Raw genomic sequence first — 15652 nt, forward strand, 5'->3', positions numbered from 1 at the left:
GTGTCCGGACTGCGACCTCCACTTCGCTTCGCTCGTTCCGGGCGCCGCCACGTCCGGACACCCCCACCCCCGCGCCGGCCCCCTTCCGCCGTCGTCCGGCCGGCGGGCTGAGTCGACTCCGGTTGTGTGTTCGTGTCCGTCATCGGGACTCCTCGTGCCTCTCGCCGGACATCAGCCATGCGTACTCGGGGTTCTGCTGGAGTAGTTCGTGGTGGGTGCCCACGGCGGCGACTCGTCCGCCGGACAGCAGCGCCACCCGGTCGGCCAGCAGCACCGTCGACGGGCGGTGCGCCACCACCAGGGCGGTCGTGTCCCGCAGCACCTCCCGCAGCGCCGCCTCCACCTTCGCCTCCGTGTGGACGTCGAGGGCCGACAGCGGGTCGTCCAGGACCAGGAAGCGGGGGCGGCCGATCACCGCCCTTGCCAGCGCCAGGCGTTGCCGCTGGCCGCCGGAGAGGCTCAGGCCCTGCTCGCCCACCTGCGTGGCCGTGCCCTCGGGGAGGCGGTCGACGAAGGACTGTGCCTGGGCCACGGCCAGTGCGCGGGCCAGCTCGGGTTCGGCCGCGTCCTCGCCCGCGCCCATCAGGATGTTCTCCCCGATGCTCGTCGAGAACAGGGTCGGTTCCTCGAACGCCATCGACACCAGCGAGCGCAGCCGCTCCCTGGGCATCAGTGTGATGTCCTCGCCGTCCAGCAGGATGCGGCCGCCGGTCGGCTCGTGCAGCCGCGATACGAGGGCGGTGAGGGTTGTCTTGCCCGAGCCCGTCGCCCCGACCAGAGCCATCGTCTCGCCGGGATGGATGTGCAGGTCCACGGCGGTGAGGAGGGGTGGGGAATCGGGGGGTGCGTCGGGGTAGGAGAAGGTGACGTCGGAGAAGAGGAGTCCGGTGGGTGTGGTGGGTGTCTGCTCGCGTGTCGTCTCCTGCTCCTCCGGTGCGTCCATCACCTCGAAGTAGCGGTCCGTCGCCGTCGCCGCCTCCTGGCTCATCGCCAGGAGGAAGCCGATCGACTCCACCGGCCAGCGCAGGGCCAGCGCCGTCGACAGGAACGCCACCAGCGTGCCCGCCGACAGCTCCCCGTCCGCCACCCGTATCGTGCCGAGCACCAGCGTCGCGCCCACGGCCAGTTCGGGCAGCAGGGTCATCGCCGCCCAGATCCACGCCAGCAGGCGGGCCTTGGCCAGTTCCGTCGTGCGGAGTTGCTCGGACAGGTTCCGGAACGCCTCCGCCTGGTTGCGGTGGCGGCCGAAGCCCTTCACGATCCGGATGCCGAGGACGCTCTCCTCGACCACCGTGGTCAGGTCGCCCACCTGGTCCTGCGCGCGTCGGGACACCACCGAGTAGCGGCGTTCGAAGAGCGAGCAGAGGATCACCATGGGTGCCACCGGGGCCAGCAGCACCAGGCCCAGCGTCCACTCCTGGGCGAACAGCACCGCGTAACCGACCAGGATCGTCACGCCGTTCACCAGCAGGAAGGTCAGCGGGAACGCCAGGAACAGGCGGACCAGCATGAGGTCCGTCGTGCCGCGCGAGAGGAGCTGGCCGGAGGCCCAGCGGTCGTGGAAGGCGATCGGCAGCCGCTGGAGGTGCCGGTACAGGTCGGCGCGCATCGAGGCCTCGACGCCCGCGAGGGGGCGCGCCACCAGCCAGCGCCGGATGCCGAAGAGGACCGCCTCGGTGACGCCGAGGAGGAGCAGGTACAGCGCGCCGAACCAGACTCCTGTCGTGTCGCCGTCCGTGACGGGGCCGTCGACCAGCCATTTCAGGACCAGCGGGATGACGAGTGACAGACAGGAGGCCACGACCGCGACGAACGCGGCCGTGAACAGGCGGGCCCTCACCGGGCGTACGTACGGCCACAGGCGCAGCAGTGTGCGTACCGTGGAGCGTTCGGCCGTGGGCGATTCCTTGGTGGGTACATGTTCAGTGGGCATCAGGGTCGAGCCTACGGTTCACCCCTGACAGCGCTCATGTGGTTTTCCGGCCACCGGTCGGGTCGTAGCGGGCATCAACCGATCGGTTGATCGCGGGTCGAGCGGGATGGGCGATACCGGGGGGCCGCGACTTTCGTGAGGCTTGGGGCATGCCCATGATCGAGGTTCAGGACCTGCACAAGGCCTACGGCGACCGGAAGGCCGTCGACGGCGTCACCTTCGCGGTCGAGGAGGGCGAGATCTTCGGGATCCTCGGCCCCAACGGCGCCGGCAAGACCACCACCGTCGAATGCGTCGCCGGGCTGCGCACCCCCGACCTCGGCACCGTGCGCGTCGCCGGGCTCGACCCGGTCGCCCGGCACACCGAGGTCACCCGGCTGCTCGGCGTCCAGCTCCAGCAGAGCGAGCTCCAGGCCAAGCTGACCGTCCGCGAGGCGCTTGTGCTCTATTCCTCCTTCTACGAGCGTCCCGCCGACTGGCGGGTCCTCGCCGAACGCCTGGACCTGGCCGGGGCGCTGCGGGTGCGCTGCGCCAAGCTGTCCGGCGGGCAGCGGCAGCGGCTGTTCATCGCCCTCGCCCTGGTCGGCGACCCGAGGGCGGTCGTCCTCGACGAGCTCACCACCGGACTCGACCCGCGCGGGCGCCGGGAGACCTGGGCCCTCGTCGAGGACATCCGGCGGGGTGGGGTCACCGTCCTGCTCGTCACCCACTTCATGGAGGAGGCCCAGCGGCTCTGCGACCGGGTCGCCGTCATCGACCGGGGCCGGGTCACCGCCCTCGACACCCCCGGCGGGCTCATCCGGCGGGCCGGGGCCGCCCGTACCGTCTCCTTCGCCGCCGACACCCCGCTCGACCGCGCCGATCTGCTCGCCCTGCCCGGCGCCGTCCGGGTCGAGACGGTGGACGGGCGGACCGTGCTCACCGGTGACGACGCCACCGTCGACGCCTTCGTCCCGCTGCTCGCCCGTCGCGGGGTCACCGCCCGCGGCCTGCGGGTCTCCGACGCCACCCTCGACGACGCCTACCTCGACCTGACCGGAGCCGACCAGTGACCACCGCCGCCCGTACCGTCCTGCGCACCGAGGTCCGGCTCTTCGGCCGTGAACCCGCCGCCCTGTTCTGGGTGATGCTCTCGCCCACCGTGCTGCTGGTGATCTTGGGGCAGGTCCCCTCGTTCACCGAGCCTTCCGTTGGACTCGGCGGGCGCCGGATGATCGACGTCTACGTTCCTGTCTCTGTTCTGTTCGCCCTGATCATGGCCGGGCTCCAGGCCATGCCGCCGGTCCTCGCCGGGTATCGGGAGCGGGGGATCCTGCGGCGGATGTCCACCACGCCGGTCCGTCCCTCTGCTCTGCTCGCCGCCCAGCTCACCGTGCACGGTGTGGGCGCGCTGCTCTCCGCGCTGCTCGTCGTCCTGGTCGGGCGGCTCGGCTTCGGTGTCGAGGTGCCCGGCAACCTTCCCGGCTACCTCCTCGCCCTGGTCCTCGCGAGTGCCTGTGCGCTCGCCCTCGGCGCGGCCGTCTGCGCCGTCTCCCGTACCCAGAAGATCGCCACCGCGGTCGGCTCGGCCGTCTTCTTCCCCTCCATGTTCACCGCGGGCGTCTGGCTGCCGGTCCAGGCCATGCCGGATACGCTGCGCACGATCGTCGAGTTCAGCCCGTTCGGCGCCGCCTCCAGGGCCCTCGACACGGCGGCGGGCGGTGCCTGGGCGGACTGGGCCGCGCTCGGGGTGATGAGCCTGTGGGCGGTGCTGCTCACGGGGGCCGCGGTCCGCTGGTTCCGCTGGGAGTGAGGGGGGAGGGTGGGATGAGCGCGCGTGCCACGAGCGTCGAGGAGCGATGGCTTCAGTTCTTCCGCTGGGGGCCGTACGGGCTGCTCGCCGTGGCCGGGCTGCTCGTCGCGGTCTCAGCCGACCAGCTCATGGACGGGACCAGGACCGTGGTGGCCGTCGCCCTGACGGCCGCCACCCTCGGCCTCCAGCTGTGGTGGACCTCGTACCAGGGAGCGGTACGGGAGGAGCGCGCCGAGCCGCCCGTCCTTGCCGTCCCCGGTGCCCCCGGCCCCGCCTCCGTCACCTACTTCGTCCTGCGCACCGCCCTCGGCTTCGCGCTCACCTGGACCAACCCCTTCTTCGCCGTCTTCGCCTGCGTCGGCTACTTCGACGCCGTCCACCTGCTGCCGCCCCGGCCCGCCGTCGCCCGCGCCGGACTGCTCGCCGTCGCCCTGACCCTCGCCGGCTCCCAGTCCGGCGGCCTCCCGCCCCGCTCCGGCTTCCAGTGGGCCGCCTTCGCGGGCCTGTTCGTCCTCAACGGCTGCCTCGCCGTCGGCCTCTCCCACCTCGGGGTCAAGGACGCCGAGAAGGCGATCGAACGCGCCGCCACCATCGAGGCGCTGGCCCGCGCCAACGCCCGCCTCGAAGAGGCCCTGGAGGAGAACGCCGCGCTCCAGGCGCAGCTCCTCGTCCAGGCCCGCGAGGCCGGGGTCGCCGACGAACGGCGGCGCCTCGCCGCCGAGATCCACGACACCATCGCGCAGGGCCTGGCCGGGGTCATCACCCAGCTCCAGGCCGTCGGCGCCACCACCGACCCCGAACTCGCCCGGCTCCGGCTGCGCCGCGCCGCCGACCTCGCCCGGCACAGCCTCGGCGAGGCCCGCCGCTCCGTGCAGAACCTCAGCCCGGTCGCCCTGGAGCACGACGCCCTGCCCGACGCGCTGCGCAAGACCGTCGCCGACTGGTCCGAACGCACCGGCATCACCGCCCGGTTCACCGTCACGGGCACCGAGCACCCGCTCCACGACGAGATCGCCGCGACCCTGCTGCGGATCGCCCAGGAGGCCCTCGCCAACGCCGAGCGGCACTCCGGCGCCGCCCGCGCGGGCGTCACCCTCTCCTACATGGGCGACGAGATCACCCTCGACGTCCGCGACGACGGCCGGGGCTTCGACCCGGCCGCCGTCCCCGCCCGCGACCGCACCGGCGGCTTCGGCCTCGACGGCATGCGGACCCGCGCCGAACGCCTGGCCGGCAGCCTCGCGTTGGAGACCGAGCCCGGTCACGGGACGGCGGTCAGCGCTCGCGTACCGTTGGCGCCCCATGACTGAGATCACCCTCCTGCTCGTCGACGACCACCCCGTGGTCCGCGACGGCCTGCGCGGCATGTTCGAGACCGACCCCGGATTCCGGGTCCTCGGCGAGGCGGCGGACGGCGTCGAGGGCGTCGCCCTCGCCCTGCGCCTCGACCCGGACGTCGTCCTCATGGACCTGCGGATGCCCGGCGGGGGCGGCGTCGACGCGATCGGCGAGCTCACCCGGCGCGGCGCCCGCGCCCGGATCCTCGTCCTCACCACGTACGACACGGACACCGACACCCTCCCCGCCATCGAGGCGGGTGCCACCGGCTATCTCCTCAAGGACGCGCCCCGCGAGGAGCTGTTCGCGGCCGTCCGCGCCGCCGCCGAGGGCCGCACCGTGCTCTCCCCGGCCGTCGCGAGCCGCCTCGTCACCCGCGTCCGCACCCCCGCCGCGCCCGAGTCCCTCTCCGCCCGCGAACGCGAGGTCCTCGAACTCGTCGCCAAGGGCACCTCCAACCGCGAGATCGCCGCCGAGCTCTTCATCAGCGAGGCCACCGTCAAGACCCACCTGACGCACATCTACGCCAAACTGGGCGCCAAGGACCGCGCGGCCGCCGTAGCCGTCGCCTACCAGCGCGGCATCCTCGGCTGACCCCTGCGCTCAGCGTCAACGACCCCTGCGCCCCCGGCCAACGACACCACCCGGCACGCGCCGCAGACTGGACCCGCACGGGACGGTCCACGGGGGACACCGGACCGTCACGTGCACCCTCCCCCGCCGGCCACCGCCGTCGCGCCGTGGTGGCCGGCGAGGGGGCCCATGCCCTCTAGCCCCCCACCCGCAACAACACCACCGACCGCCCCCCCACCGTGATCGTCCCCCCGCCCCGGTGCACCGTCCCCGGCGCGTCGGACTGGTCCTCCGGGGCGGTGTCGACGAGGCGTTCGTACGAGTCCGCCCATGGGGGGCCCGGGAGGTGGAAGTTCACCGGGTTCGGGCCCGCGTGGAGGATCGCGAGGAAGCTGTCGTCGGTGATGCGGGCGCCGCGGGCGTCGCGGCCCGGTATGTCGCGGCCCGAGAGGTAGAGGGCCAGCGTGGCGGCGGGGGCGTACCAGTCGGACTCGGTCATCTCCGTGCCCGCGGGGGTGAACCAGGCCAGGTCGCGCAGGCCGTCGGCGGCCGGGCGGCCCGAGAAGAAGGCGCGGCGGCGCAGTACCGGGTGGCGGTGGCGCAGGGTGAGGAGCCGGCGGGTCAGGGCGAGGAGCTGGGCGCGGCCCGGGTCCTCCGGGAGGGTCCAGTCCAGCCAGCCGATCTCGTTGTCCTGGCAGTACGCGTTGTTGTTGCCGCCCTGGGTGCGGCCCATCTCGTCGCCCGCGACGAGCATCGGCACCCCGGTGGAGAGGAGCAGCGTCGTCATCAGGTTGCGCAGTTGGCGGCGGCGCAGGGTGGTGACGTCGGGGTCGTCGGTCTCGCCCTCGGCGCCGCAGTTCCAGGAGCGGTTGTCGTGGGTGCCGTCCCGGTTGCCCTCGCCGTTGGCCTCGTTGTGCTTGCGCTCGTAGGTGACCAGGTCGCGCAGGGTGAAGCCGTCGTGGGCGGTGACGAAGTTGACGGAGGCGTACGGGCGGCGCCCGCCCCAGGCGTACAGGTCGCTGGAGCCGGAGAGCCGGTAGCCGAGGTCCCGGACGTCGGGCAGCGCGCCGCGCCAGAAGTCCCGTACGGCGTCCCGGTAGCGGTCGTTCCACTCCGTCCACAGGGGAGGGAAGGAGCCCACCTGGTAGCCGCCGTTGCCGACGTCCCAGGGCTCCGCGATCAGCTTGACCCGGCGCAGCACCGGGTCCTGGGCGATGACCGCGAGGAACGGCGAGAGCATGTCGACGTCGTGCATCGAGCGGGCGAGGGCCGCCGCCAGGTCGAAGCGGAAGCCGTCCACGCCCATCTCGGTCACCCAGTAGCGCAGGCTGTCGGTGATGAGCCGCAGCACCTGCGGCTGCACCACGTGCAGGGTGTTGCCGCAGCCGGTGTAGTCCGTGTAGCGCCGGGCGTCGGACGGGAGACGGTAGTAGCCGCGGTTGTCGATGCCCTTCAGGGACAGGGTGGGGCCCAGCTCGCCGGCCTCGGCGGTGTGGTTGTAGACGACGTCGAGGATGACCTCGATCCCGGCGGCGTGCAGCGCCCGCACCATCCGCTTGAACTCGCCGACCTGCTGCCCCGCCGTCCCGCTCGCCGAGTAGCCCGCGTGCGGGGCGAAGTAGCCGATCGAGTTGTAGCCCCAGTAGTTGGTCAGGCCGCGGCGCAGCAGATGGTCCTCGTGCGCGAACTGGTGCACCGGCAGCAGCTCGACCGCGGTGACCCCCAGGCGGGTCAGGTGCTCGATCGCGGCCGGGTGCGCCAGGCCCGCGTACGTGCCGCGCAGATGCTCCGGGATGCCCGGGTGGCGGGCCGTGAAGCCCTTGACGTGCAGCTCGTAGATGACCGAGTCCGGCCAGGGCGTCTTGGGCCTGCGGTCGTCGGACCAGTCGTCGTCGTCCTGGACGACGACCCCCTTCGGGACGTACGGGGCGGAGTCCCGCTCGTCGCGGACGGTGTCGGCGACATGCTGCTGGGGCCAGTCCCGTACGTGCCCGTACGTCTCGGGGGGGAGGAGGAAGGAGCCGTCGACCGCCCGCGCGTACGGGTCGAGGAGCAGCTTCGCCGGGTTCCAGCGGGCCCCCGTCCACGGGTCCCAGCGCCCGTGCACCCGGTAGCCGTACCGCTGCCCGGGCCCGACGCCGGGCACGAAGCCGTGCCAGATCTCATGGGTCAGCTCGGTCAGTTCGAGGCGCGTCTCGGTGCCGTCGGCGTCGAACAGGCACAGCTCGACGGCCTCCGCCCCGCCCGACCACAGCGCGAAGTTGGTGCCCGCGACCCCGTCGGGGCCGACCCGGCAGCGGGCGCCCAGCGGAGTCGGCGCCCCCGGCCACACCACCCGCTCCGGCCCCCCGGGGGCCCGGGCATGCTCGTGTACCGCCTCCTGCTCGGCTGCGCTCGACACCGTCCCTGCCTCCCGCGGCTCTCCCCGTACGGGGGCCCAGCGGCGTCCCGGCCGCTGCTCCCGCACGTGGTCCTCCCACCTGTTCTGCCCGCGCGGCCGGGCTCCCAACATGACCCGCACGCACGTTTCCCCTGGAGGGTGGCGGTCGTTGGGCCGGTCGTGAGACATGTGATGAAGCGGGCGGGGTACGCGCTCGCCGTGGCGGGACTGTTGGCGGGCCTCGCGGGCTGCACCGGAGCCGGCGCCGGCGGCCTGGACGTGACCCTGCCGGGCAAGGCCCGGGCGCCGGGTGACGTGATCCGGGTCAGCCCGGAGGACGGCAGCCGCGGGGTGTCCGCCGACGGGCCGCTGGAGGTACGGGTGGACAGCGGGCGCCTGGAGCGGGTGACCGTCGTCCAGGTGGAGGACGCGCAGCGCACCCAGGTGGCGGGGGAGATCTCCACGGACGGGCTGCGCTGGCGGCCGCGCCCGGACACCCGGCTCGCGCTGGCCGCGAAGTACAGCGTGGACGCGGTCGCGCTCGACGCCCACGGGCGCCGCTCGGCCCGCCACACCACCTTCACGACCGTGGTCCCCGAGCACCGCTTCATCGGCTACTTCAAGCCCGAGAACCGGTCCACGGTCGGCACCGGCATGATCGTCTCCTTCTCCTTCAACGAGCCGATCGAGAACCGCGCGGCGGTCGAGCGGGCCATCCGGATCACCTCCGACCCGCCCGTCGAGGTCGTCGGCCACTGGTTCGGCAAGGACCGGCTGGACTTCCGCCCCGCCGCGTACTGGCAGCCCGGCACCGAGGTCACCGTCGACCTCGACCTGCGGGACGTCGAGGGCGCGCCCGGTCTGTACGGGATCCAGCGCAAGAAGGTCGGCTTCACCGTGGGCCGCTCGCAGGTCTCCCTGGTCGACGCCGAGCGGCACACCATGGAGATCCGCCGGGACGGCGAGCCGCTCACCACGCTGCCGATCACGGCCGGGGCGCCGAAGACCACCACGTACAACGGGAAGATGGTGGTCACGGAGCTGTACGAGGTGACCCGGATGGACGGGCGGACCGTCGGCTTCGGCGGTGAGTACGACATCAAGGACGTGCCGCACGCGATCCGGCTCACCGACTCGGGGACCTTCCTGCACGGCAACTACTGGGCCTCGGCGTCCACCTTCGGCTCGGCCAACGTCAGCCACGGCTGTGTCGGGCTCCGGGACGTGAAGGGCGGCGGCGAGGACACCCCGGCCGGCTGGTTCTTCGACCGGACCCTCATCGGCGACGTGGTCGAGGTGGTCAACTCCCGCGACAAGCAGGTCGCCGCGGACAACGGTCTGGGCGGCTGGAACCTGGAGTGGAGCCACTGGCGGGCCGGTTCCGCGCTGCGCTGATCCCGGGCCGCGCGCGGCGCCCGCCGCACCCCGCGTGAACTGGGACTGAACGGTGACATTCGCGTGGAAGTTTCGTGTCCGGCGGTGTGATTATCTAACGCCGTGTGCGCGGGAGGATGCGCACGGGGGTGGGGCCCGAGCTGTGCCGGGTCGTCCGAGGGGAGAACACCATAGTGAACGGGCAGCCGATATCCGGAGGGACCGCCGGACGACGGCGCCGAGGCGCCCGCCTGGGGGCGCTGGCGACGGGGACGCTGCTCCTCGTGCTCACCGCGTGCGGGGGCGGCGGCACCACCGGCGGCGGTGCCAAGGGGAGCCAGGACCCGGCGGGGACCGGCGGCAAGCAGGAGATCGCGGCCTCCACCGCGGTCGTGACGATCGCCCCGAAGGACGGCGCCGACTCGGTCGCCACCAACGGCGCGCTGAAGGTGACGGCCGATCAGGGCAAGCTGACCACGGTCACGGTCGCCGACACCAAGGGCACCCCGGTCGAGGGGAAGATCTCCACGGACGGCGCGAGCTGGGAGCCGATCGGCCACCTGGCCGCCGGCACCCAGTACAAGGTGCACGCCGTCGCCGAGGACACCGCGGGCCGCGAGTCGGCGAAGGACACCACCTTCAGCACGCTCGTCCCCAAGAACACCTTCATCGGCCACTACACCCCGGAGGACGGCGCGACCGTCGGCGTCGGCATGCCGGTCTCCATCAACTTCACCCGGGGCATCACCAACCCGGAGGCCGTCGAGCGCGCCATCAAGGTGACCGCCGAGCCGGCCGTCGAGATCGAGGGCCACTGGTTCGGCAACGACCGGCTGGACTTCCGCCCCGAGGACTACTGGGCCGCGGGCACCAAGGTGACCGTCCACCTCAACCTGGACGGCGTCGAGGGCCGGCCGGGCGTCTACGGCAAGCAGAAGAAGACCGTCACCTTCACCATCGGCCGCCGCCAGGTCTCCACGGTGGACGCCAGCGCCAAGACGATGAAGATCGAGCGCGACGGCAAGATCATCAAGACCCTGCCGATCACCGCGGGCGCGCCGTCCACGACCACGTACAACGGTCAGATGGTCATCAGCGAGAAGTACAAGGTGACCCGCATGAACGGCGCCACCGTGGGCTTCGGCGGCGAGTACGACATCAAGGACGTGCCGCACGCGATGCGCCTGTCCACCTCGGGCACCTTCGTGCACGGCAACTACTGGGCCTCGGCCTCGACCTTCGGCTCGGCCAACGTCAGCCACGGCTGCGTCGGTCTGCGGGACACCCGCGGCGCCGGGGACAGCACGACGCCCGCCGCCTGGTTCTTCGACCGCTCGATCATCGGTGACGTCATCGTCGTGAAGAACTCGCGCGACAAGCAGATCAAGCCGGACAACGGCCTCAACGGCTGGAACATGACCTGGTCGGAGTGGAAGGCCTGACCTTCCCCCACCGCGTGACGAAGGGCCCCGGTGCTGTGACCAACGGCACCGGGGCCCCTTGCGTTAACGGCGGCTAACCTTCGGACCATGACTGTGAACCTCGAAGTCGCCGAAGGCGTCGGCACGATCCGCCTCGACCGTCCCCCGATGAACGCCCTGGACGTCGCCACCCAGGACCGGCTGCGCGAGCTGGCCGTGGAGGCGACCGAGCGCGACGACGTGCGGGCCGTGATCCTCTACGGCGGCGAGAAGGTGTTCGCGGCCGGCGCGGACATCAAGGAGATGCAGGTCATGGACCACGCGGCCATGGTCAAGCGGTCCCGCGCGCTCCAGGACTCCTTCACCGCCATCGCCCGCATCCCCAAGCCGGTCGTCGCGGCCGTCACGGGGTACGCGCTGGGCGGCGGCTGCGAGCTCGCGCTCTGCGCCGACTACCGGATCGCCGCGGACAACGCGAAGCTGGGCCAGCCCGAGATCCTGCTCGGTCTCATCCCGGGCGCCGGCGGCACCCAGCGGCTCTCCCGTCTCATCGGCCCCTCCCGTGCCAAGGACCTCATCTTCACCGGCCGCATGGTGAAGGCGGACGAGGCGCTGACGCTCGGCCTGGTCGACCGGGTGGTGCCGGCCGCCGAGGTGTACGAGCAGGCGCACGCCTGGGCCGCCAAGCTGGCGCAGGGCCCGGCCATCGCCCTGCGGGCGGCGAAGGAGTCGGTCGACCAGGGCCTTGAGGCGGACATCGACACCGGCCTCGCGATCGAACGCACCTGGTTCGCGGGCCTGTTCGCGACCGAGGACCGGGAGCGCGGGATGCGCAGCTTCGTCGAGGAGGGCCCGGGCAAGGCCAAGTTCGCCTGAGTCCCCGGCCGCCGCGCACCGGTCGATCGGATCCCCCGGAATTATCGATTCCGGGGGGTCGATTCCCACGGAACGGCCCCGCGCGCAGCTCCGTGCGGCCATGATGGGGGGCATGGCGGGCCTGGAAGGTATGGATCAACCGCGGCAGCGCACCGGTGCGACCGCCGCACGGCGGTTACCGGCCGTCGAGGACGAACAGGCCGTGGAAGCGCTGGAGTTGTACGGGAATCCGGCCGAGGAGGACGTCCGGCTGCCGTCCCGTCCCCAGTCCGCCGCCATCGCCCGCCGGCTCACCCAGTGGGTCGTGCTCCGCCAGTGGGGGCTCGGCCCGCAGATCGCCGAGCATGCCGTGCTCCTCGTCTCCGAGCTGGTCGGCAACGCCGTCCGGCACACCGGCGCCCGGGTCTTCGCGCTGCGGATGGTGCGCCGCCGTGGCTGGATCCGGATCGAGGTGCGCGACCCCTCGCGCGGGCTGCCCTGTCTGATGCCGGTGCACGAGCTGGACACGAGCGGCCGGGGTCTCTTCCTCGTCGACAAGCTCTCCGACCGCTGGGGCGTCGACCTGGCCCCGCGCGGCAAGACCACCTGGTTCGAGATGCGGGTCTCCGACCGCTAGCCCCCCCGTGTCGCGTCCGGACGCACGAAAGCCCCCGTCCGCCGTGGTGGGGCGCGTGGGGGCTTTCGTGTGAAGCGCCGTGGATCGGGGGGGTGTGTCCACGGCCGCCATGTCGACCTGGCCCGGGTCAATGGGGGTCGTGTCTCCGACTATGGCAGACGGATGGCCTGTCCGCCAAAAGTCCCTACCGGGTCAGATTCGGACAAACAGGGACAGTTTACCAATGAATCGTTGGTGACGTGCAGCACCACCCTTGTAAACGATGAATAAGTATGGCGTTCATCGGGTGTTTCCTCGCCTTGTCCGCATAGTGGACGCCAGATCTTGGGTGGCAAACGTCCTGAATTGGCTCAATCACCGCTATTCCGGCATACCAGCCCTTAAATGGTCCCGTGATGCCGACCGACCGCCGCGGTGCCCTCCGGGCCGGCGCGGCCACCGCCCTCGCCGGGGCCCTCGCCACCGCCTGCGGTACGGAGCCCGGCCCCGCCCCACCGGCGCCGCCACCGCCGCCGAAGGGCCCCGCGCCCGCCGCCCCCGCTCCCCGCCGCTACCCCGGCCGCCCCGACGAGATCGCCAACGGCCCCCGGGACCGCCCCAGGGTCGCCCTCACCTTCCACGGACAGGGCGACCCCGCCCTCGCCCGCGCCGCCCTCGGCCACGCCGAACGGGCCGGCGCCCGTGTCACCGTCCTCGCCGTCGGCGACTGGCTCGACCGGCACCCCGAGATGGCCCGCCGCGTCCTCGACGGCGGCCACGACCTCGGCAACCACACCCAGCACCACCTCGACGTCAACGCCATGACCGAGGCCCGCGCCCTCGACGAGATCCAGGCCTGCGCCACCCGGCTGCGCCGGCTCACCGGCTCCATCGGCACCTGGTTCCGCCCCTCCCGCACCCAGCACGCCGACGAGACCGTCCGCCGGGCCGCCCGGCGCGCCGGATACCCGCACGTCCTCTCGTACGACGTCGACTCCCTCGACTTCACCTCGCCAGGCCCCGCCGCCGTGGTCGCCAACGTCACCGGACCGATCCGCAACGGATCCGTCGTGAGCCTCCACTTCGGCTACGCCGACACCGTCACCGCGCTGCCCCTCCTCCTCGCCGAACTCGACCGCCGCGGCCTGCGCGCCGTGACCACCACGGAGCTGCTGAGCTGATGCCGACCCACGCCCCCCGCACGCAGACACTGGCCGCCGTCGCCCTGCTCCTCGCCCTGGCCGGCTGCGGCAGCCCCCACCCCGCCGACCACGGCGGCGGCACCAAGAAGGCCGCCGCGCTCCCCGCCGTACCGAAACCGGCCGCCGCCCCCGCCGGACTGCCCGGCATGCCGCCGCTGCTCAAGCCCGACGACGTCTACGCCGCCGACCGGCCCAACCAGCTCTCCCCGGTCGTCAAGGACTTCCCCTCACGGGTGTACGTCCCCAACACCAGCTCCAACACCGTCTCGGTCATCGACCCCGCCACGTACAAGGTCATCGAGACCATCCCGGTCGGCAACCAGCCGCAGCACGTCGTCCCCTCCTGGGACATGAAGACCCTCTGGGTCAACAACAACCGCGGCCACACGCTCACCCCCATCGACCCGGCCACCGGCGTCGCCGGCAAGCCCGTCGAGGTCCACGACCCGTACAACCTCTACTTCACCCCGAACGGCAAGTACGCCGTCGTCATGGCCTCGCTCGACCGCGAACTCGTCTTCCGCGACCCGCACACCATGGAACGCCGCAAGACCGTCCCCGTCTCCTGCTACGGCGTCAACCACGCCGACTTCTCCGCCGACGGGCGCTACTTCGTCGTCTCCTGCGAGTTCTCCGGCGAACTCCTCAAGGTCGACACCGAGAAGATGGAGGTCATCGGCCAGCAGAAGCTGCCCTTCCAGGGCGCCATGCCGCAGGACGTGAAGATCTCCCCGGACGGCAAGACCTTCTACATCGCCGACATGATGGCCCACGGCATGTGGGTCCTCGACGGCGAGAAGTTCACCACCCCGACCCTGCTGCCCACCGGCAAGGGCTGCCACGGCCTCTACGTCTCCCGCGACTCCAAGGAGATGTACGTCTCCAACCGCGGCGAAGGCACCGTCTCCGTCTTCGACTTCACCCAGAACCGCCTCACCAAGAAGTGGCGGCTCCCGAACGGCGGCTCGCCCGACATGGGCGGGGTCTCCGCCGACGGCAAGGTGCTGTGGCTCTCCGGACGTTACGACTCCGAGGTCTACGCGATCGACACGACCACCGGGAAGCAGCTCGCCCGCATCCCCGTCGGCGGCGGCCCGCACGGCCTGGCCGTCTACCCCCAGCCAGGCCGCTACTCCCTCGGGCACACGGGCATCTTCCGCTGATCCCGGCGGGTGGGGCTCACCCCGCGACGAGCAGCACCTCCGCGCCCACCGGGCGGTAGCCCGCCGCCTGGAAGGTGCGGACGCTGCGCGCGTTGCCGGGGGAGTTCTGGGCCCACACCACGGCGTCCGGGGTCAGCTGCCGGGCCGCCGTCGCGAGCGCCCGGCCGAGACCCCGGTGCCGCGCGTCCTCGTCCACCTCGACCGCCGCCTCCATCCGGCCCGCCACGCCCCGGCCCAGGATCAGCACCCCGCCGTCCGCCGCCCACACCCGGACCTCGTCGCGGTACTTCAACGCCCGCGCCACCCGCGGATGCTCGGGGTCCTCGATCTCCCGCAGCTCGACCTCCGGCGCGCCCGGCAGAGCGCCCGCGACCGTCATCAGGTCGATCGTGTTCACATCCCGGCCGGTGCGTGCCATCAGCGCCGAGAGGAAGCGCGGGGTCATGCTCGCCACCAGCGGGTCCGTCGACGCCGCGGCCAGCTCCGCCCGTATCCACTCCGGGTCCTCGTCCAGGAAGACCACCGAGTGCGCGGTGAACGACAGCACCCCCGCGTCCCTCGGATTGGGCTGCGGAACGATGGTCGTCGACCCGTCCGGCGGGGGGAACTCCCCGCGTGCCGCCGCTGCCAGTACGCGTGCCACTTCGCTGTCCATACCCCCATCATCCGGCACCTCGGGGCCCGATAATCTGACCCCCTACAACAGGTACCGAGAAGGGGCGGAAGCAGTGGCGGACATCGATTCGGCGCGTACGGCATTCGACAGGTTCGACGTGGACGGTGACGGCTTCATCACCGCCGCCGAGTACAAGAGCGTCATGGCGCAGCTGGGTGACTTCAACGTCACCGAGTCCGTCGCCGAGGCGCTGATCAACAAGCAGGACAAGAACGACGACCACAAGCTGTCCTGGGACGAGTTCTGGGCCAACCTCAACAAGGCCTGAGCCTTGCGGGGCGAGGGCGGGCGGCGCCGCCCGCCCGACCCCCGGTGACCGGCGAGCGGTC

At 72.2% G+C, this 15652-nt stretch carries 14 protein-coding genes; 11 read left to right on the forward strand and 3 right to left on the reverse strand.

Annotated features, from left to right (window positions below; genetic code table 11):
- Positions 1–139: 139 nt before the first annotated feature.
- The gene (locus ABTZ54_RS34475; RefSeq protein ID WP_351671508.1) at positions 140–1933 is read right to left on the reverse strand and encodes an ABC transporter ATP-binding protein; all 1794 of its coding nucleotides are present in this window, start codon (positions 1931–1933) and stop codon (positions 140–142) included.
- A 149-nt stretch (positions 1934–2082) separates the two neighbouring features.
- Here ABTZ54_RS34475 and ABTZ54_RS34480 point away from each other — a divergent pair, with 149 nt between their 5' ends.
- From ABTZ54_RS34480 to ABTZ54_RS34495, 4 genes are read left to right on the forward strand one after another with little or no spacing between them, the layout of a single operon-like run.
- Positions 2083–2985, forward strand: coding sequence for an ABC transporter ATP-binding protein (locus ABTZ54_RS34480; protein WP_351671511.1), 903 nt, complete (start codon positions 2083–2085; stop codon positions 2983–2985).
- The gene (locus ABTZ54_RS34485) at positions 2982–3725 is read left to right on the forward strand and encodes an ABC transporter permease (protein WP_351671514.1); all 744 of its coding nucleotides are present in this window, start codon (positions 2982–2984) and stop codon (positions 3723–3725) included. Before ABTZ54_RS34480 ends, ABTZ54_RS34485 begins: the two co-directional genes overlap by 4 nt.
- A 14-nt stretch (positions 3726–3739) precedes the next feature.
- Complete coding sequence (locus tag ABTZ54_RS34490) at positions 3740–5035, forward strand: sensor histidine kinase (RefSeq protein WP_351671516.1); 1296 nt, start codon at positions 3740–3742, stop codon at positions 5033–5035.
- Entirely contained in the window at positions 5028–5657 is a 630-nt protein-coding gene (locus tag ABTZ54_RS34495; protein WP_351671519.1) for a response regulator, read from the forward strand. The genes ABTZ54_RS34490 and ABTZ54_RS34495 overlap by 8 nt, the downstream gene beginning before the upstream one ends.
- A gap of 175 nt (positions 5658–5832) precedes the next feature.
- On the opposite strand, the gene glgX is transcribed toward ABTZ54_RS34495, so the two are convergent.
- The gene (gene glgX / locus ABTZ54_RS34500) at positions 5833–8037 is read right to left on the reverse strand and encodes a glycogen debranching protein GlgX (RefSeq protein ID WP_351671521.1); all 2205 of its coding nucleotides are present in this window, start codon (positions 8035–8037) and stop codon (positions 5833–5835) included.
- A gap of 159 nt (positions 8038–8196) precedes the next feature.
- On the opposite strand from glgX, the gene ABTZ54_RS34505 reads away from it, so the two are divergent.
- The 6 genes from ABTZ54_RS34505 to ABTZ54_RS34530 all read left to right on the forward strand — a co-directional run bounded on the left by ABTZ54_RS34505 (position 8197) and on the right by ABTZ54_RS34530 (position 14647).
- Positions 8197–9411: a L,D-transpeptidase gene (locus ABTZ54_RS34505; RefSeq protein WP_351671524.1), complete on the forward strand. Its 1215-nt coding sequence runs from the start codon at positions 8197–8199 to the stop codon at positions 9409–9411.
- 173 nt (positions 9412–9584) lie between these two features.
- Positions 9585–10832 carry a L,D-transpeptidase gene (locus ABTZ54_RS34510; RefSeq protein ID WP_351671527.1) on the forward strand — a complete coding sequence of 416 codons (1248 nt, stop codon included), beginning with the start codon at positions 9585–9587 and terminating at the stop codon, positions 10830–10832.
- Positions 10833–10919: 87 nt separating this feature from the next.
- The gene (locus ABTZ54_RS34515) at positions 10920–11687 is read left to right on the forward strand and encodes an enoyl-CoA hydratase/isomerase family protein (protein WP_351671530.1); all 768 of its coding nucleotides are present in this window, start codon (positions 10920–10922) and stop codon (positions 11685–11687) included.
- A gap of 100 nt (positions 11688–11787) precedes the next feature.
- Positions 11788–12303 carry an ATP-binding protein gene (locus ABTZ54_RS34520; protein WP_351671533.1) on the forward strand — a complete coding sequence of 172 codons (516 nt, stop codon included), beginning with the start codon at positions 11788–11790 and terminating at the stop codon, positions 12301–12303.
- A gap of 395 nt (positions 12304–12698) precedes the next feature.
- Entirely contained in the window at positions 12699–13463 is a 765-nt protein-coding gene (locus tag ABTZ54_RS34525) for a polysaccharide deacetylase family protein (RefSeq protein WP_351671536.1), read from the forward strand.
- Positions 13463–14647, forward strand: coding sequence for a YncE family protein (locus tag ABTZ54_RS34530; protein WP_351671539.1), 1185 nt, complete (start codon positions 13463–13465; stop codon positions 14645–14647). Before ABTZ54_RS34525 ends, ABTZ54_RS34530 begins: the two co-directional genes overlap by 1 nt.
- A 16-nt stretch (positions 14648–14663) precedes the next feature.
- Here ABTZ54_RS34530 and ABTZ54_RS34535 read toward each other — a convergent pair whose 3' ends face one another.
- The gene (locus tag ABTZ54_RS34535; protein ID WP_351671541.1) at positions 14664–15302 is read right to left on the reverse strand and encodes a GNAT family N-acetyltransferase; all 639 of its coding nucleotides are present in this window, start codon (positions 15300–15302) and stop codon (positions 14664–14666) included.
- A 73-nt stretch (positions 15303–15375) separates the two neighbouring features.
- Between ABTZ54_RS34535 and ABTZ54_RS34540 the strand changes: the two genes are divergently transcribed.
- Positions 15376–15591 carry an EF-hand domain-containing protein gene (locus ABTZ54_RS34540; RefSeq protein WP_351671544.1) on the forward strand — a complete coding sequence of 72 codons (216 nt, stop codon included), beginning with the start codon at positions 15376–15378 and terminating at the stop codon, positions 15589–15591.
- Positions 15592–15652 lie beyond the last annotated feature (61 nt).

Source organism: Streptomyces sp. NPDC094032 (genome assembly GCF_040303965.1).
GTDB lineage: Bacteria > Actinomycetota > Actinomycetes > Streptomycetales > Streptomycetaceae > Streptomyces.

Coding starts and splice junctions, on each gene's coding strand:
- ABTZ54_RS34475 (WP_351671508.1), bottom strand. CDS start 1,933: ATGCCCACTGAACATGTACCCACCAAGGAATCGCCCACGGCCGAACGC.
- ABTZ54_RS34480 (WP_351671511.1), top strand. CDS start 2,083: ATGCCCATGATCGAGGTTCAGGACCTGCACAAGGCCTACGGCGACCGG.
- ABTZ54_RS34490 (WP_351671516.1), top strand. CDS start 3,740: ATGAGCGCGCGTGCCACGAGCGTCGAGGAGCGATGGCTTCAGTTCTTC.
- ABTZ54_RS34495 (WP_351671519.1), top strand. CDS start 5,028: ATGACTGAGATCACCCTCCTGCTCGTCGACGACCACCCCGTGGTCCGC.
- ABTZ54_RS34515 (WP_351671530.1), top strand. CDS start 10,920: ATGACTGTGAACCTCGAAGTCGCCGAAGGCGTCGGCACGATCCGCCTC.
- ABTZ54_RS34520 (WP_351671533.1), top strand. CDS start 11,788: ATGATGGGGGGCATGGCGGGCCTGGAAGGTATGGATCAACCGCGGCAG.
- ABTZ54_RS34525 (WP_351671536.1), top strand. CDS start 12,699: ATGCCGACCGACCGCCGCGGTGCCCTCCGGGCCGGCGCGGCCACCGCC.
- ABTZ54_RS34530 (WP_351671539.1), top strand. CDS start 13,463: ATGCCGACCCACGCCCCCCGCACGCAGACACTGGCCGCCGTCGCCCTG.
- ABTZ54_RS34535 (WP_351671541.1), bottom strand. CDS start 15,302: ATGGACAGCGAAGTGGCACGCGTACTGGCAGCGGCGGCACGCGGGGAG.